At 72.9% G+C, this 15,036-nt stretch carries 15 protein-coding genes; 8 read left to right on the forward strand and 7 right to left on the reverse strand.

Annotated elements, in window-relative coordinates; all coding sequences use genetic code 11:
• Positions 1 to 34: 34 nt before the first annotated feature.
• The 6 genes from ACFVS8_RS06215 to ACFVS8_RS06240 form a co-directional block, all read right to left on the reverse strand.
• A complete protein-coding gene (locus tag ACFVS8_RS06215; RefSeq protein ID WP_387059011.1) occupies positions 35 to 685 on the reverse strand; it encodes a response regulator in 651 nt (216 codons plus the stop codon).
• Positions 678 to 1,982: a hypothetical protein gene (locus ACFVS8_RS06220; RefSeq protein ID WP_387059013.1), complete on the reverse strand. Its 1,305-nt coding sequence runs from the start codon at positions 1,980 to 1,982 to the stop codon at positions 678 to 680. Before ACFVS8_RS06220 ends, ACFVS8_RS06215 begins: the two co-directional genes overlap by 8 nt.
• Positions 1,979 to 3,139: a sensor histidine kinase gene (locus ACFVS8_RS06225; protein WP_387059016.1), complete on the reverse strand. Its 1,161-nt coding sequence runs from the start codon at positions 3,137 to 3,139 to the stop codon at positions 1,979 to 1,981. Before ACFVS8_RS06225 ends, ACFVS8_RS06220 begins: the two co-directional genes overlap by 4 nt.
• 120 nt (positions 3,140 to 3,259) lie before the next feature.
• Entirely contained in the window at positions 3,260 to 4,465 is a 1,206-nt protein-coding gene (locus ACFVS8_RS06230) for a homoserine O-acetyltransferase (protein WP_387059018.1), read from the reverse strand.
• Positions 4,466 to 4,638: 173 nt separating this feature from the next.
• Positions 4,639 to 5,964, reverse strand: a complete 1,326-nt coding sequence (locus ACFVS8_RS06235) for a bifunctional o-acetylhomoserine/o-acetylserine sulfhydrylase (RefSeq protein WP_387059021.1) — start codon at positions 5,962 to 5,964, stop codon at positions 4,639 to 4,641.
• A gap of 167 nt (positions 5,965 to 6,131) precedes the next feature.
• On the reverse strand, positions 6,132 to 7,232 hold the full coding sequence (locus ACFVS8_RS06240) for an acyltransferase family protein (RefSeq protein WP_387059023.1): 1,101 nt from the start codon (positions 7,230 to 7,232) through the stop codon (positions 6,132 to 6,134).
• A 164-nt stretch (positions 7,233 to 7,396) separates the two neighbouring features.
• On the opposite strand from ACFVS8_RS06240, the gene ACFVS8_RS06245 reads away from it, so the two are divergent.
• From ACFVS8_RS06245 to ACFVS8_RS06270, 6 genes are all read left to right on the forward strand, one after another.
• The gene (locus tag ACFVS8_RS06245; RefSeq protein WP_387059026.1) at positions 7,397 to 8,179 is read left to right on the forward strand and encodes an SDR family oxidoreductase; all 783 of its coding nucleotides are present in this window, start codon (positions 7,397 to 7,399) and stop codon (positions 8,177 to 8,179) included.
• Positions 8,179 to 8,997, forward strand: coding sequence for a potassium channel family protein (locus ACFVS8_RS06250; RefSeq protein ID WP_387059029.1), 819 nt, complete (start codon positions 8,179 to 8,181; stop codon positions 8,995 to 8,997). The genes ACFVS8_RS06245 and ACFVS8_RS06250 overlap by 1 nt, the downstream gene beginning before the upstream one ends.
• An 84-nt stretch (positions 8,998 to 9,081) precedes the next feature.
• Positions 9,082 to 9,633 carry a phosphoribosyltransferase gene (locus tag ACFVS8_RS06255; protein ID WP_387059032.1) on the forward strand — a complete coding sequence of 184 codons (552 nt, stop codon included), beginning with the start codon at positions 9,082 to 9,084 and terminating at the stop codon, positions 9,631 to 9,633.
• Positions 9,630 to 10,346: a Type 1 glutamine amidotransferase-like domain-containing protein gene (locus tag ACFVS8_RS06260; RefSeq protein ID WP_387059034.1), complete on the forward strand. Its 717-nt coding sequence runs from the start codon at positions 9,630 to 9,632 to the stop codon at positions 10,344 to 10,346. The genes ACFVS8_RS06255 and ACFVS8_RS06260 overlap by 4 nt, the downstream gene beginning before the upstream one ends.
• Before the next feature lies 1 nt (position 10,347).
• On the forward strand, positions 10,348 to 11,139 hold the full coding sequence (locus ACFVS8_RS06265; RefSeq protein ID WP_387059037.1) for a uracil-DNA glycosylase: 792 nt from the start codon (positions 10,348 to 10,350) through the stop codon (positions 11,137 to 11,139).
• Positions 11,140 to 11,247: 108 nt separating this feature from the next.
• Positions 11,248 to 11,826: a GNAT family N-acetyltransferase gene (locus ACFVS8_RS06270; RefSeq protein WP_387059040.1), complete on the forward strand. Its 579-nt coding sequence runs from the start codon at positions 11,248 to 11,250 to the stop codon at positions 11,824 to 11,826.
• Positions 11,827 to 11,832: 6 nt separating this feature from the next.
• Here ACFVS8_RS06270 and ACFVS8_RS06275 read toward each other — a convergent pair whose 3' ends face one another.
• A complete protein-coding gene (locus tag ACFVS8_RS06275; RefSeq protein WP_387059043.1) occupies positions 11,833 to 12,477 on the reverse strand; it encodes a hypothetical protein in 645 nt (214 codons plus the stop codon).
• Positions 12,478 to 12,567: 90 nt separating this feature from the next.
• Between ACFVS8_RS06275 and ACFVS8_RS06280 the strand changes: the two genes are divergently transcribed.
• Complete coding sequence (locus ACFVS8_RS06280) at positions 12,568 to 13,986, forward strand: amidase (protein WP_387059045.1); 1,419 nt, start codon at positions 12,568 to 12,570, stop codon at positions 13,984 to 13,986.
• A gap of 47 nt (positions 13,987 to 14,033) precedes the next feature.
• Positions 14,034 to 15,023 (forward strand): siderophore-interacting protein, encoded by a 990-nt coding sequence (locus tag ACFVS8_RS06285; protein ID WP_387059048.1) that lies wholly within the window; start codon positions 14,034 to 14,036, stop codon positions 15,021 to 15,023.
• Positions 15,024 to 15,036 lie beyond the last annotated feature (13 nt).

The following is a 15,036-nucleotide window of genomic DNA, read 5'->3' on the forward strand; positions in this document are numbered from 1 at the left end:
ACGGCGGCGCCACGCGGCATCCGCTCGGTGAGGCTCAGTCGGACTGCAGCAGGATGCCGTCGAGGATCGCCCGCTTGCGCAGCGCCACCTTCGTGCCCACGTCGAAGCCCGACAGGCGGTACTTCTCGCGGATGCGCTTGAGGTAGCTCTTCGCCGTCTCTTCGGAGATGCCGAGCTGGAAGGCGACCGCCTTGACCGGCTGGCCCGCGCCGTAGAGCGCCATCACCCGGCGCTCCTGCGCCGACAGCTTGGGCACCGTGCCCTCGGCCGCGAGCGCGACCGCGAGCTCGTGCGTGAGGTAGGTCTCGCCGTTGCGGGCCGCGCGGATCGCCTCGACGATGTTCTCGACCGGTTCGGACTTCACGAGGTAGCCCAGCGCGCCCGAGCCCAGCGCCTCGCGCACCACGGCGGGCTCGGAGTAGGTGCTCATGAGCATGGTCTGCACGCCCGCCGACTTCAGCATCGACAGCTTGAGGGAGACCGGGATGTTGTCGCGCAGGTCGAGGTCGAGGAGCACCACGTCGACCGGGAACTCGGGGTGGGCGAGCAGCTCGGACCACGACGGCACGGCGGCGACGAGGTCGATGTCGGCCGCGGTGCCGCGGAGCCACTCGGAGAGCGCCCCGAGCAGCATGCGGTGATCGTCGACGATCGCCAACCGGATCGGTTCAGCGGTGTCAGCCATTCGACTTCTCCTCAATCGGTCGGCCAGACGGGTGGATCTGGCCCGGCGCGTGCGCCTCGGGTTCGATGCGACAGGTGATCTCGATGCGGAACCCCGAGGCAGCGCTGACCAACTGGTGCACTCCGACACTAGCGACTGCGTCCCACGTTGCGGGGTCGACGCGTCGATGTGTGACCCCCTCGACGTGGATCGTGATGTCGACGGAGGTCGCGAGGTGCGCCACGTCGGCGTCGGGATCGGCGTCGTCGATCGCGGGCTCCTCGGGTTCGCGGCAGCTCACCTCGACCGAGGCGGGCACGGCCGACGGCTTCGCCGGATCGGCCACGAGCAGCCACAGCGCGAGCAGCAGGCCCTCGCGCTGCGCGGCCGAAAGCGGCCCGGCGAGCCCGGTCGGGTCGTCGACCTGCACGCGTCCGCTGAGGTACTGCGACTCCGCGACCGCGTGCCGCAGCCACGTGTCGTTGCGCCCCTCGATGAGCCGGATGCGCAGGCGGGCGGCGAGCTCGCCGGCGCGTGCGGCATCGGTCGACGAAAGCGGCAGCCCGATGCGACCGGCCGCGACGTCCTCGAGCAGGTTCTCGGCGTCGAAGTCGAGCTGGGCGAGCTCCTCGGAGGCGCGCATGCCGACCGCCGAGCGCGCCGTGCCGACTGTGCTCTGCACGAGCGAGAGGTCGGCCTCGTGGCGCACGACCCGGCTGAAGCCGCGCAGCATCGCGACCGTCACCGCCACGGGCAGCACGGTGCCGACCGCGATCGCGAAGAGCGGCACGGCGGCCGCGCCCACGGTCGGGATCTGCGCGACGGCCTCGACCGCGATCGCGATCGCCACCCCGCACGCGACCACGATCGGGATCACGCGCGAGCGGATCGTCGAGACGGGCATGAGCACGGCGCCGATCGCCGGGGCGGCCGTCGGCAGCACCCCGATCTGCGCCAGGCCCGAGGTGGCCTGGATGTCGAGCCAGGCCGGCGCGATGAGCCCCGCGAGCAGCAGCAGGTACAGCCAGTCGGGCATGCCCCGGAACACCTGCCAGCCGATGCACCCGACCGTGACGACCACCGCGAGGGCGATCCAGCCCGCCCACGGGCCGAGCCCGGGCGGGAAGTACGGCGCCATGGTCGACGCGTGCACGAGGTGGCCCAGGATGATGATGCCGGCCGCGATCGTCGCGCCGACCGCGAGCCGCCGCCCGCCGTGGCTCGAGCGGATGTTGCTCGCCGCCCGCGCCGACCGCGCGGGGCGCAGGAACGAGTGCTCGCCGAACGTGGAGGCGAGGGCTCCGGGCCTGGTGCTCATGGCTTCGGCACCTCCAGCATGACGGTCGTGCCGGAGCCGGGCGAGGAGAAGACGCGGGCGCGCCCGCCGACGGCGTTCAGGCGCCCGACCACGGACTCGGCGTATCCGAGTCGCGCCGGGTCGACCGAGTCGGGCGCGAACCCGGTGCCGGCATCGCTGACCATGGCACGCACGGCGTGGTCGTCGTCGGTGATGGTGACGTCGGCCTCGGACACGCCCGAGTGCCGCCGAACGTTCTCGAGGCACTCGCCCAGCGCGCCGACCAGCGCATCGAGCGTCTCGCGGGGCAGGATGAGCTGCCCCGCGCCGTGCCAGTTCACGTCGAGGCCCATGCGCACGAAGCGCTGGCGCACCGACTCGAAGGTGGTGCTCAGCAGGTCGTCGTGCGAGCCTGGCGAGAAGATCGCGTTCGACCCGTTGTCGAGCGGCACGCCGAGGCGCAGCTGGCGCAGCAGGCGCGCGTCGTCGCCCGCCTGGTCGCGCAGCGCGTTCGCGCCGACGCCGACGCCGGAGTGCGCGAGCAGCGAGAGCGTGGCGAGCACGGTGTCGTGCAGCACGCGCGCGTCCTGACGCTGCTGGGCCTCGAGCTCGCTGGCGATGCGCTCCGCCTCGTGCGCGCGCCCGACCTCGCCGATGCGCACCTCGGCGATGCCGATGCCGTTGTCGAGCCAGGCGCCGAGCACGGCGAGCGCCGACCAGCCCACGATCGTGGTCAGCACGACGTCGGCGAGGCCGTGCCCCGCGATCACGGAGGCGATCACGGTCGAGACCACCAGGAGCGCGGCCGAGATGCACACGAGCAGCACGCCGCGCGGGCGCACGACGAGCGGGGCCGCGATGGACGCCGACGTGACGCCGCCGGTGACGGCGAGCGCGGTCACGGTGGCCGGGTCGGCCACGGGCGCCGAGCCGAGGGTCAGCAGGAGGGTGACGGATGCCACGACCACGCCGGCCGCGGCGGCGAGCGAGCCCCGGGTGGTGAACACGAAGACGAGCCCGGTGAGCACGATCGTCAACGCGAGCGCGATCGCGAGCTCGGGCGTGCTCGCCGAGCCCGGGACGAGCAGGCACAGGAAGGCGCAGACGGCGCCCGTGGCACCGGTGATGCGCGCGAGCCGCCGCAGCAGGCGATCGCGTTCCTTGTGGATGCGCTTCATTGCACCCCCTCGTCGGTGTGCGCCACGACCACGACGGTCGTCGTCGTCCGTTCCCCTCCGGCTGCCGTGCCGGGTGGCACGGCCCGTCACCTCGAACCCTACCGGAGAGGCCGCCCGCGGTCAGCGGGCGAGCAGGTCGGCCAGTGCCGCGCCGACGACCTCGTGCTCGATGAGGAACGCGTCGTGGCCGTACGGGGAGTGCACGACGACGGGATCGGCGCCGTGCACGCTGTGCGGCAGGCCCGCCGCGAGCTCGACCTGCCCGGCGAGCGGGAAGTAGCGGTCGCTGTCGATGCCGAGCACGAGGCTCTTCGCCTCGACGCGCGCGAGGGCGTCGGCGACACTGCCCCGCCCGCGGGCGATGTCGTGCGAGTTCATGGCCTCGGTGAGCACGAGGTAGCTGTTCGCGTCGAACCGGCGCGTGAACTTGTTGCCGTGGAAGTCGAGGTAGGACTCCACGGCGAACCTGCCGCCGCCGCCGAGCGGGTCGAGGTCGCTCTGCCAGCTGCGCTCGAACCGGTCGTTGAGCTCGGCTGCGGTGCGGTAGTTCAGCATCGCCATGCGCCGCGCCAGCGCGAGGCCGCGCGTGGGCCCGACGCCGTCGGGCGCGTCGTAGTAGTCGCCGTCGCGGAACGCGGGGTCGGAGCGCACGGCCTCGAGCTGCACCGAGTTCAGCGCGATCTGGTCGGCGGTGGTCGCGGCCGGCGCGGCGAGCACCGCGATGCGCTCGACCGCGGCGGGCGCCTCGATCGCCCACTCGAGCACGTGCATCGCGCCCATCGAGCCGCCGACGACCGCCGCGAACCGCTCGATGCCGAGCTCGCGGGCGAACGCGATCTGCGCCCGCACCTGGTCGCGGATCGTGAGGAGCGGGAACCGCGACCCCCACTCGGCGCCGTCGGGCGCGAGCGACGACGGCCCGGTCGAGCCCTGGCACCCGCCGAGCACGTTGGGCGCGACGACGAACCAGCGGTCGGTGTCGAGGGCGAGTCCGGGGCCGACGACGCCGGGCCACCAGCCCGCGCTCGCGTGAGCCGGCCCGGTGGGCCCGACCACGTGGCTGTCGCCCGTGAGGGCGTGCAGCACGAGCACCGCGTTGTCGCGGGCGGGGGAGAGCTCGCCCCACGACTCGTAGGCGATGCCGATGCCGGGCAGCGTGCGCCCCGACTCGAGCGCGAGATCGCCGACCTGCACGAACCGGCGGTCGCCGACGGGGTCGCCTGCCCGCCACGCGCCGGTCACGGGCGCGCGACCGGCGACCGCGAGCATCTGCGCCTCGGGGATGATCGGCACCGGTGTCGCGTCGGTCGTGGTCTGCCAGTCCATGCTCTCGATTCTCCCGAATGCCGGGGCGCTCCGCGGCTTTGTTACACGAGCGGGTGCGCCGGTGCCGCGCCGGCGGATTCGGGCGGTACGGGGAACGGCGGATGCCGCGGGCGCGTGCTGCCCGCGGCATCCGCCGTTTCGTGTCGTGCCGGCCGGGGCCGGCCGCGTCGGCGCTAGAGGCGCGCGGCCGCCGTCGCCGCGCGAGCCGCCGCGAAGCCCGCCTCGAGGTCGGACTTGAGGTCGTCGACGTTCTCGATGCCGACCGAGAGGCGCACGAGGCCCGGCGTGACGCCGGTCGTGAGCTGCTGCTCGGGCGTGAGCTGCGAGTGCGTCGTCGACGCCGGGTGGATCACGAGCGAGCGCACGTCGCCGATGTTCGCGAGATGGCTGAACAGGTCGAGGTTGTCGACGAGCGCGCGGCCGGCGTCGACGCCGCCCTTGAGCTCGAACGACAGCACCGCGCCGACGCCCTTCGGGGCGTACTTGTTCGCCGCGGCGTACCACGGGCTCGAGGGAAGCCCGGAGTAGTTGACGCTCGCGACGTCGGGGTGGTTGTCGAGCCACTCCGCGATCTCCTGCGCATTCGACACGTGGCGCTCGAGGCGCAGCGAGAGCGTCTCGATGCCCTGGATCAGCTGCCACGCGCTCGCCGGGGCGATCGACGCGCCGAGGTCGCGCAGCAGCTGCACGCGCGCCTTGATGATGTAGGCGAGTGGGTCGCCGACCGCGGCCGTGTAGCTCGCGCCGTGGTACGAGGGGTCGGGCTCGGTCAGGCCCGGGAACTTCTCGACGTTCTTCGACCACTCGAACGTTCCGCCGTCGACGATGATGCCGCCGATGACCGTGCCGTGGCCGCCGAGGAACTTCGTGGCCGAGTGCACGATGATGTCGGCGCCGTGCTCGAACGGGCGGATCAGGTACGGCGTCGCGATCGTGTTGTCGACGATGAGCGGCACGCCCGCCTCGTGCGCGATGCCCGCGACGAGCTCGATGTCGAGCACGTTGATCTTCGGGTTGCCGATCGTCTCGGCGAAGAAGAGCTTCGTGTTCGGGCGCACGGCGCGGCGCCACTCCTCGGGGTCGTCCTGGTTCTCGACGAAGGTGGTCTCGATGCCGAGCTTGCCGAGGGTGTACTTGAAGAGGTTGTACGTGCCGCCGTAGATGGAGCTCGACGACACGATGTGGTCGCCCGCCTGCGCGATGTTCAGCACCGCGAAGGTCTCCGCCGCCTGGCCCGAAGCCACGAGCAGCGCGCCCGAGCCGCCCTCGAGCGCGGCGAGGCGCTCCTCGACGACCGCCTGCGTGGGGTTCATGATGCGCGTGTAGATGTTGCCGAACTCGGCCAGCGCGAAGAGGTTCTGCGCGTGCTGCGCGTTGTCGAACACGTACGACGTGGTCTGGTAGATCGGCGTCGCGCGCGCATGCGTCACCGGGTCGGGCGCGGCGCCGGAGTGCACCTGCTTGGTCTCGAAACGCCAGTCGGCGGCGCGGTCGCTCATCGTGTTCTCCTTCTGGGGCGTGCTCGTGATTCGGGTGCGGGCTCGCCGCGATGAGGACACGCTACGTTCGGCGGGCACGGGCGGCAACGGCCCGCGAAACACGGCGTCACGGCGCGACCGGCGAGGTCGCGCGAGGTCGCGCAGGCTCTCGGCGGCCGGCCCGCCGGTCAGGGGTCGTTCGGATGCGGCGGCAGCACGATCGTGCCCGTCGCCGTCGACGGCTCGGGGCGGAACAGCCAGCGCGCCCGGGGCTCGACGAGGGGGCGGAACACCCGCCGGACGGGCTTCAGTGCGAGCACGATCGAGATGCCGACGCAGAAGAGCATCATCGCGGGCAGCACCCAGAACGGCTGATCGCCCTCGAGCAGCGGCGTCTCGCGGAACGGGTAGAGCACGAACGGATGCAGCAGGTAGATGTACATCGTCGCGCCGCCGAACGCCGTGAACCAGTGCTTGCCGCGCGGCATGAGGAGCAGGAACGCGACCGCGAGCACCATGGCGACCAGCAGCAGCACGAGCCGGATGAGCCCCGACCACGGCTCGTCGTACCCGATAGCGACGTACGACTCGTCGTAGAGCATGAACCTGCGCAGCTTCAGATCGCGGAGCGTCTCGATCGTCGCGGGCATGAACACCAGCACGGCGCCGAGCAGCGCGATCGCGCCGGCTCGCCAGCGCCACGTGACGGCCGTCGACAGGTCGAGCCAGCGATCGGTGACCTGCCACTGCCGCAGCTTCCAGCCGAACACGAAGAACGGCAGCATGCCGAACGTGCGCGAGAGGGCGAGCGTCGAGTCGATCGTCTCGGTGTAGCCCGCGCCGATCGAGATGAGGATCGCGATGAGCAGCGGGTACCGCAGCAGCACGAGGTAGGGGAGCACGATGCGCCAGATCGCGAGCGCGATCAGGAACCAGAGCGTCCACGACGCGGTCGTGAAGTCGAGCGCGAACTCGCCGCCGAGCGCCCACTTGATGACCGTCCAGATCGTCTCGAAGATGAGGTACGGGAACACGATGTCGGTGAGGATCTGCTTCAGCGCCTTCGCGCTCGGCGGCCCCGACTTCGCGAAGTACCCGCTCACCGTGACGAAGACGGCCACGTGGAACGAGTAGATGAACAGGTACACGCTGTACGCGCTGTCGGACTCGGCGATGAGCGGCAGGATGCCGTGGCCGATCACGACGAGGGCGATGGCGATCCAGCGCGCGTTGTCCCAGAGGGGCACCCGTCGCCTGGTCTGGTGCTTCGGCGCGGCGGTGGGCTGCATCCGTCCATTCAAGCGCAGCGGAGCGGATGCCGCAGGTCGGCGTCGGCTCGACGGCGGGTCGGGCCCGGCGGGGCGAGGCCGACTGGGCAGCAGGGCGGGCGCCGACGGGCGCGTTCCGCGGCGGGTGCGCGCGGCGTGCGCGCTCCGCACGGCAGAATGGGCGCATGAGTGATCTGCGTGCGGTCGTGACGGGTGCGAGTTCGGGCATCGGAGCGGCCACCGTGCGCGCGTTCCGCGCCGCGGGCTGGCAGGTCGTCGGCGTCGCCCGCCGCGAGGACCGCCTGCGCGGGCTCGCCGCCGAGACCGGGGCGGAGGTCTTCGTCGCCGACCTCACCGTGCAGTCCGACGTCGACGCGCTGCGGGACCACCTCGAGGCCACCGGTCCGGTGCACGCCCTCGTGAACAACGCGGGCGGCGCGAAGGGGCTCGACAGCGTCGAGGGCTCGTCGGTCGACGACTGGGCGTGGATGTTCGAGGTCAACGTGCTCGCCGTCAAGCGCGTGATCTCGGCACTGCTGCCGTTGCTCCGCCGGGGCGCGGTCGACCGCGGGGTCGCCGACATCCTGAACGTGACCTCCATCGCGGGTCACACGGCGTACGTCGGCGGCGGCGGCTACAACGCGGCCAAGTTCGCCGCGCACGCGCTCACCGAGGTGCTGCGGCTCGAGCTGAACGGCGAGCCGCTGCGCGTCATCGAGGTCGCTCCCGGCATGGTGAAGACCGACGAGTTCGCCCTCGTGCGCTTCGGCGGCGACCGGGCCAGGGCGGACGCCGTCTACAGCAGCGTGCCCGAACCGCTCGTCGCGGAGGACATCGCCGAGGTCATCGTCGATGCCATCACGAAGCCGCGGCACGTCGACCTCGACCTGATCGTCGTGAAGCCCGTGGCGCAGTCGGCGCCGCACCTGGTCGCAAAGGGGCCCCTGACCGTGCGCTCGGAGGGGTGATGGCCGCCGCGCCCCCCGCGCCGGCGCCGCGCCGCGACGCATGGGAACGCGTCACGACGGTGCCGCTCGTGGTGCTCGGCGTGGTCTTCATCGTCGCCTACACGGTCTACGTGCTCGCGCCCTGGATCCCGCGCGGACCCGGGTCCGCGCTGTTCCTGGCGCTCATGGCGGCCTGGCTCGTGTTCGTGACCGACGTGGTCGTGCGCATCGCGCTCACGCCGCGCGGCGGCAGGTGGCGATTCGTGCGCACCCACCCCATCGACATGCTCTCGGCGGTCATCCCCGTCTTCCGGGCCTTCCGCGTGCTCACGCTGCTCCGCGAGGTGCCGTACCTGCAACGCCGCAACGGCGCCGCCGTGCGGGCGAACATCATCATCTACGGCACGACCTATGCGATCGTCTTCGTCTACTTCGTCTCGCTTGCCACGCTCCAGGCCGAGCGCGACGCGCCGGGGGCGACGATCACGACGTTCGGCGACTCGGTCTGGTGGGCCATCGTGACCCTCGCCACCGTCGGGTACGGCGACATGTACCCGATCACGACCGAGGGCCGCGTCTACGCGGTGTTCCTCATGGCGGGAGGGGTCGTGATCGTGGGCACGGCGTCGGCGACGGTCATCTCGTACATCGGCGACCGGGTGAACCAGGTGCGCACGCAGCGCACCGGAGGCACCGGGGCGATGCTCGAGCTGTTCGACCCGACCGAGGCCGACGAGGAGGCGGGGCCCGGTCGACCGCCCGGCGGCCCCGGCACCGCCGAGGGCGAGTCGGAGGGCGGATCGCACGCAGGCGGCCCGCCCGACGCGCCCCGGGGCTGACGCGGACGGCGGCCGGCGGTGCGGCCACCGGACGCCCGGGATCACGCCGAACGCGAGCCCCGACCGGACGGCTAGCCTTGACGCATGACGTTCGATGCGAATGACGCCGGCACGACCGGCGATGCGATCCGCAAGGAGATCCTCACCTGGGACGACTTCGCCGTCGCCTCGCGAAAGGTCGCGACCGAGGTGCTCGCCTCCGGGTTCCAGCCCGACGTGGTGATCGCGATCGCGCGCGGCGGCCTGCTGTTCGCCGGGTCGATCGCCTACGCCCTCGGCACGAAGGCGTGCGGGTCGATCAACGTGGAGTTCTACACGGGCATCGACGAGCGACTCGACGAGCCGATCCTGCACCCGCCGATGCTCGATGCGCCGGCCCTGAGCGGCAAGCGCGTGCTCCTCGTCGACGACGTCTCCGACTCGGGTCGCACGCTCGCGAAGGTCGTCGGCATCCTCGGCGACGCCGGCGCCGAGGTGCGCAGCGCCACGCTGTACACCAAGTCGCACACGGTGCTCGAGCCCGACTTCGACTACAAGCGCACCGACGACTGGATCGTGTTCCCCTGGTCCGCGCTGCCGCCCGTGCACCTGCTCGGCGCGGCCGACGCCGCCGATGAGGCGGGGTCGGTCGCATGAGCGTGCACCTGGTCGGCGGCGGTGCGCTGAGCGCCGCGCACGCCCCGCTCTACGAGCCGTTCCTCGCGGAGGCGACCGCCCGCGGCCGGGCCGCGGGCCGCGAGCGGCCCCGCGTCGCGGTGCTCTCGCTGCACCCGGCCGGCGTGCAGCAGGCCGAGGTGCTCGTCGACGTGCTCCGCGCCGCAGGCGACTTCGAGCCGCACGTGACCGCTGCCGAGCGCGGCGGATCCGTCGACCTCGCCTCGATCGCCGACGTCGACGCCATCGTGGTCGGCGGCGGCATCGTCGAGGAGGTCAGGGCGGGCATCGAGCCGGTGTTCGGCGAGCTCAGGCGACAGGTCGCCTCCGGCGTGCCGTACCTCGGCGTCTCGGCCGGGGCGATGATCGCCGCGGAGGGCTCGCTCGGCGGCGGTTCGCGCATCGACGGCGTGGTCGTGTCGCCCGAGGACCCCTCCGAACCGGGTGAGGAGTTCGAGGTCGAGGCCGGCATCGGGCTCATCGACGTCGCGGTCGACGCGCATGTCGCGCAGCGCGGAAACCTGTCGCGCCTCGTCGCCGCGGTCGAGGCCGGGCTCATCGAGAGCGCGCTCGGCATCGACGAGCGCACGGCGCTCATCGTGGGCGAGGGCGGCCTGCGGGTCGTGGGATCCGGCAGCGTCTGGCGCGTGCTCCCCGCCGACGGCGGCGTGCTCGTCTCGACGCTCGGCGCCTGACATGCCGTCCGCGGGCGGCGAGCCGCTCGACGGGTTCGGCGTGTTCGACGGCCTCGCCGACCCGACCGCGCGCGGCGCGACCGCGGTGCCCGCGGCCTTCGACGGCCTCGGCACGCTCGACGACCTCGTCGCGGCCGGGCGCATCGACCCCGGCTGGGCGAGGGCGCTCGAGCCCGTCGCCCCCGCCCTCGCCGAGGTCGAGGCGTTCCTCCGCGCCGAGTCCGCCGCCGGGCGCGGCGTGCTCCCCGCGGCCGACCTGGTGCTCCGCGCGTTCGCCGCGCCGCTCGACGACGTCCGCGTGCTCGTCGTGGGCCAGGACCCGTACCCGACCCCGGGGCATCCGATCGGCCTCTCGTTCGCGGTCGAACGCCACGTGCGCCCACTGCCCAGGAGCCTCTCGAACGTCTACGCCGAGCTCGCCGCCGACCTCGGCGTCGAGCCGCCCGCGCACGGCGACCTCTCGTCGTGGACGGCGAACGGCGTCATGCTGCTGAACCGGGTGCTGACCGTGCGCCCCGGCGAGGCGGGCTCGCACCGCCGGAGGGGCTGGGAGCAGGTCACCGATCACGCGATCCGTGTGCTCGCCGCACGCGGCACGCCGCTCGTCGCGATCCTCTGGGGCAATGACGCGCAGCAGCTGCGACCGCTGCTCGGCGGGACGCCGGTCATCGAGTCCGCGCACCCGAGTCCGCTCTCGGCGCGGCGCGGGTTCTTCGGCTCGCGGCCGTTCAGCCGCGCCGACGAACTGCTCGCCGCGCAGGGTGCGGCGCCCGTCGACTGGTCGATCGCCTGATCGGCTCGACGATGCGCCGGGCGGATGCCGTGGCATCCGCCCCCTTGCCCGCCCGAGGGCCGAGATCGCGACATCCGCAGGCGACCTGCGCGGCGTAGGGTGGTCGGCATGCTCGAGGAGGAATACCAGCCGCGCCGCGAACTTCCGCGCCACCTGCGCAAGCCCGTCGAACCCGAGGCGCCGTTCTCCTTCGAGATCCGCGACGCGGTCGCCGCCGACCTGCCCGCGGTGCGCGAGATCTACAACTACTACGTCGCGAACTCCACGGTCACGTTCGACGAAGACGCGATGACCCTGAAGGAGTGGAAGGCGAAGTTCGCCCACCTGACGAAGCTCGGCATGCCGTTCCTGGTCGCCGAGTCGCCCTCCGGCCAGCTGCTCGGCTACGCGCTCGTCGCGCCGTGGAAACCCAAGCGCGCCTACCGGTTCACCGTCGAGAACTCGATCTACCTCGGCCCAGCGGCAGCGGGCAAGGGGCTCGGGCGCGCGCTGCTCGGCGAGCTGATCGCCCGCGCGAAGGCCGCGGGCCTGAAGGAGATGCTCGCCGTCATCGCCGACCAGGGCGCCGAGGCCTCGATCGCGCTGCACGAGAAGTTCGGCTTCACCGAGATCGGCCGCATGGGGCGCGTCGGGTTCAAGTTCGACCGCTGGCTCGGCACCGTGCTCCTGCAGCGATCGCTGAAGTAGCCGGCGTCAGAGCGCGATCTCGACGGTTCCCGCCGCGAACGGCACGGCGACGGACACGACGAGGCCCGTCGCCGCGAACAGGGCCGGATGCGCGAGGCCGACCACGACCCGACGCAGGCCGGGGCGCCCCTCGAGCAGATGCGCGGGCACCCGGTGCGACGAGGGCGACTCGGCCCAGCCGCGCACGCGCGCGAGGAACCACGCGCAGCGCAGCACGAACGCGCCCCAGAGCACGGCGGCCACGACCGGCACGATGACGAGCATGACGTCGAAGCCGATGCCGACGATCTCGTCTTCGCGCCCTTCGGCGGCGAGCTGGATCGCCTGCGAGATCGTCGCGCCGACGACGACCGAGGCGCTCCAGGCGACGACGCCGAAGACGAGCGCGAGGTAGCGCACGAAGAAGTGCGAGAACACCGACGACATGGCCTCGAAGTGTGCCCTGGGCGTCGCGACGAGCACGGCGATCGTCGCCGCCGTCGACGGCAGCACGAGCAGGGCGATGAGGAGCCAGTCGAGCAGGCCGTGCGCGTCGAGCGCCACCGACAGCACCAGCGCGGCGCCGAGCACGACGCTCCAGCCGACGCCCCAGATCAGCGGATGCCGCGTGATCGACGTCGCCAGCGCGGCGCCCCCCGGATTCGTGCCCACGGGCGCCATGCTAGCGGCAGCCGTGCGGGCTGCGAGGGCTGCGAGGGCGGCGAGGGCGGCGCGGGTGATCGCCGTCGTAGGCTCGAGGGTGTGGAACTGCACGAGCTCACCGCACTCGAACTCCATCAGCTGCTGCAGCGCGGGGAGGTGTCGCCGGTCGAACTCGCGGGCCACTACCTCGATCGCGCCGAACGGCTCGACCCCGAGCTCGGCGCGTTCGCGACCATCACGCCCGAACGTGCGCTCGAACGCGCGAGGTTCGTGACCGAGTCGGTGCCGAAGGCCGCTCCGCTGTGGGGCATGCCGCTCGCCGACAAGGACCTGCACGAGCGGGAGGGCGTGCCCGTCGCGTACGGGTCGAGGGCGTTCGCCGGGTTCGTGCCCGATGCCTCCGACGACCTCGTGCGGGCCGTCGACGCGGCGGGCGCGGTGAGCCTCGGCAAGACCGCGACGCCCGAGTTCGGCCTGCCGTCGTACACCGAGGCGCTCGTGGGGCGACCGACGCGCAACCCGTGGGCGCCGACGCTCGGAGCGGGCGGCTCGAGCGGGGGAGCGGCGTCGGCCGTGGCGTCGGGCATGCTGCCGTTCGCGCCGGGCTCCGACGGCGGCGGTTCGATCCGCATCCCGGCGGCGGTCTGCGGGCTCGTGGGCATCAAGCCCTCCCGCGGGCGCGTGCCTGCGGGGTCGGGGCTCGGCGGGCTCGCGGGCCTCGGTGTGGCCGGCGCGATCGGTCGCACCGTCGCCGACGCGGCGCTGCTGCTCGACGGCATGATCGCGCCGACCGGGTATCCGGCGTCGCACCCCTACGCCGTGCGGGCGCCCGGCGACGACGGCCCCTACCTGGGCGCGGCGATCCGCGGCGAGGGCCGGTTCCAGATCGGCGTGATGACCGAGACCCCGTGGGACGACGCCTACGACATCGCGATCGCGCCTGCCGCGCGCTCCGCGCTGGAGCGGGCGATCTCGGTGCTCGAGGGCCGTCACGGCATCGAGGAGGTGCCGCCGGCGCCGGAACCCGGCTATGCCGGGGCGTTCCGCACGATCTGGCAGGCCGGTGCGGCCTCGATCCCCGTCGACGACGAGCGCTTCGCGCTGCTCGAGCCCCTCACCCGGTGGCTGCTGGAGCGGGGGCGGGCACTGCCCGCGCGGCAGCTCGCCGAGGCGCTCTCGTGGCTCTCGGACTTCGAGCGGCGCGTCATCGCGAGGTTCGCGTCGTACGACGCCGTGCTGACGCCCGCGCTCGCGCTCGAACCGCCCGCCGTCGGCTGGTACGACGCCGATGACGGCGAGCGCAACTTCGCCCAGCAGGTGCAGGTCACGCCGTTCACGTCGTTCGTGAACGTCGCGGGGCTGCCCGCGATCACCGTGCCGGTGGAGTTCACGGAGGCGGGCGTGCCGATGGGCGTGCAGCTCATCGGCCGACCGGGCGGCGAGGAGACGCTGTTCTCGCTCGCGGCGCATCTCGAGCGCCGGCTGCGGCGTGCGCCGCGGCATCCGATCGTCTGGTGATCTCCGGCCGGTTCGGATGCCGCGGGACGGTGTGCGACACTTAGGTAATGCTTACCTCAGTCGCCGAAGCCCCCCGTCGCGACCGGCCCGCATACCGCAACTTCGCCGTCACGGTCGCGCGCGTCGAACCCCTCTCGCCGACCTTCGTGAACGTCACGTTCACCGGGGACGACCTCGTGGACTTCGGCACGGCCGGGCTCGACCAGCGGGTCAAGGTCGTGCTGCCGCTCGAGTCGAACGGCTTCGCGTCGTTCCCCGACGGCGAGGACTGGTACTCGCAGTGGCGCGAACTGCCCGCCGAGCTGCGCAACCCCTTCCGCACCTACACGGTGCGCGCCGTGCGGCCCGACCGGCGCGAGGTCGACATCGTCTTCGCCTGCCACGGCGACGTCGGCCCGGCGTCCCGATGGGCCGGTCGTGCGAAGCCGGGCGACGAGCTCGTGCTCATCGGCCCCGACGAGTTCGGCGCGGGCCGCACGGTCGGTATCGACTGGCGCCCCGGCGACGTCGGAACCCTCCTGCTCGCCGGCGACGAGACCGCGACGCCCGCGATCTGCGCGATCCTCGAATCGCTCCCCGAGAACTCCGTCGGGGCGGCGTTCCTCGAGGTGCCCGAGTCGGGCGACGTGCTCGAGGTGCGCGCGCCCGACGGCGTCGACGTGCGGTGGCTCCCGCGCGACACCGGTGCCCACGCCGACCGCGTCGGCGATGACGCGCACGCCCAGCACGGCGCGCTGCTCGCGCCCGCCGTGCGCGACTGGGTCGTGCGCCACCTCGCCGACCTCGGCGTGACCCGCGCCGGAGGCGACGAGGCCGCCGCCGCGCTCGCCGCGGCCGAGCGTGCCGACCTGCCCGACACGCCGCTCTGGGACGTGCCCGCAGGGCAGAGCCTCGACGGGGCCTGCTACGCCTGGCTCGCCGGAGAGGCGTCGGTCATCACGGGCCTGCGCAGGTTCCTCGTGCGCGAGGCGGGGCTCGACCGCCGCCAGGTCGCGTTCATGGGGTACTGGCGCCGCGGGCGCGCCGAACTCGAATGAACCGGGAGACCGG

Source organism: Agromyces sp. NPDC058110 (assembly GCF_042884735.1).
GTDB lineage: Bacteria > Actinomycetota > Actinomycetes > Actinomycetales > Microbacteriaceae > Agromyces.

Excerpts from the sequence above, each read along its gene's own strand:
- ACFVS8_RS06215 (WP_387059011.1), bottom strand. The coding sequence starts at position 685 with ATGGCTGACACCGCTGAACCGATCCGGTTGGCGATCGTCGACGATCAC.
- ACFVS8_RS06220 (WP_387059013.1), bottom strand. The coding sequence starts at position 1,982 with ATGAGCACCAGGCCCGGAGCCCTCGCCTCCACGTTCGGCGAGCACTCG.
- ACFVS8_RS06225 (WP_387059016.1), bottom strand. The coding sequence starts at position 3,139 with ATGAAGCGCATCCACAAGGAACGCGATCGCCTGCTGCGGCGGCTCGCG.
- ACFVS8_RS06230 (WP_387059018.1), bottom strand. The coding sequence starts at position 4,465 with ATGGACTGGCAGACCACGACCGACGCGACACCGGTGCCGATCATCCCC.
- ACFVS8_RS06235 (WP_387059021.1), bottom strand. The coding sequence starts at position 5,964 with ATGAGCGACCGCGCCGCCGACTGGCGTTTCGAGACCAAGCAGGTGCAC.
- ACFVS8_RS06240 (WP_387059023.1), bottom strand. The coding sequence starts at position 7,232 with ATGCAGCCCACCGCCGCGCCGAAGCACCAGACCAGGCGACGGGTGCCC.
- ACFVS8_RS06245 (WP_387059026.1), top strand. The coding sequence starts at position 7,397 with ATGAGTGATCTGCGTGCGGTCGTGACGGGTGCGAGTTCGGGCATCGGA.
- ACFVS8_RS06250 (WP_387059029.1), top strand. The coding sequence starts at position 8,179 with ATGGCCGCCGCGCCCCCCGCGCCGGCGCCGCGCCGCGACGCATGGGAA.
- ACFVS8_RS06255 (WP_387059032.1), top strand. The coding sequence starts at position 9,082 with ATGACGTTCGATGCGAATGACGCCGGCACGACCGGCGATGCGATCCGC.
- ACFVS8_RS06260 (WP_387059034.1), top strand. The coding sequence starts at position 9,630 with ATGAGCGTGCACCTGGTCGGCGGCGGTGCGCTGAGCGCCGCGCACGCC.
- ACFVS8_RS06265 (WP_387059037.1), top strand. The coding sequence starts at position 10,348 with ATGCCGTCCGCGGGCGGCGAGCCGCTCGACGGGTTCGGCGTGTTCGAC.
- ACFVS8_RS06270 (WP_387059040.1), top strand. The coding sequence starts at position 11,248 with ATGCTCGAGGAGGAATACCAGCCGCGCCGCGAACTTCCGCGCCACCTG.
- ACFVS8_RS06285 (WP_387059048.1), top strand. The coding sequence starts at position 14,034 with ATGCTTACCTCAGTCGCCGAAGCCCCCCGTCGCGACCGGCCCGCATAC.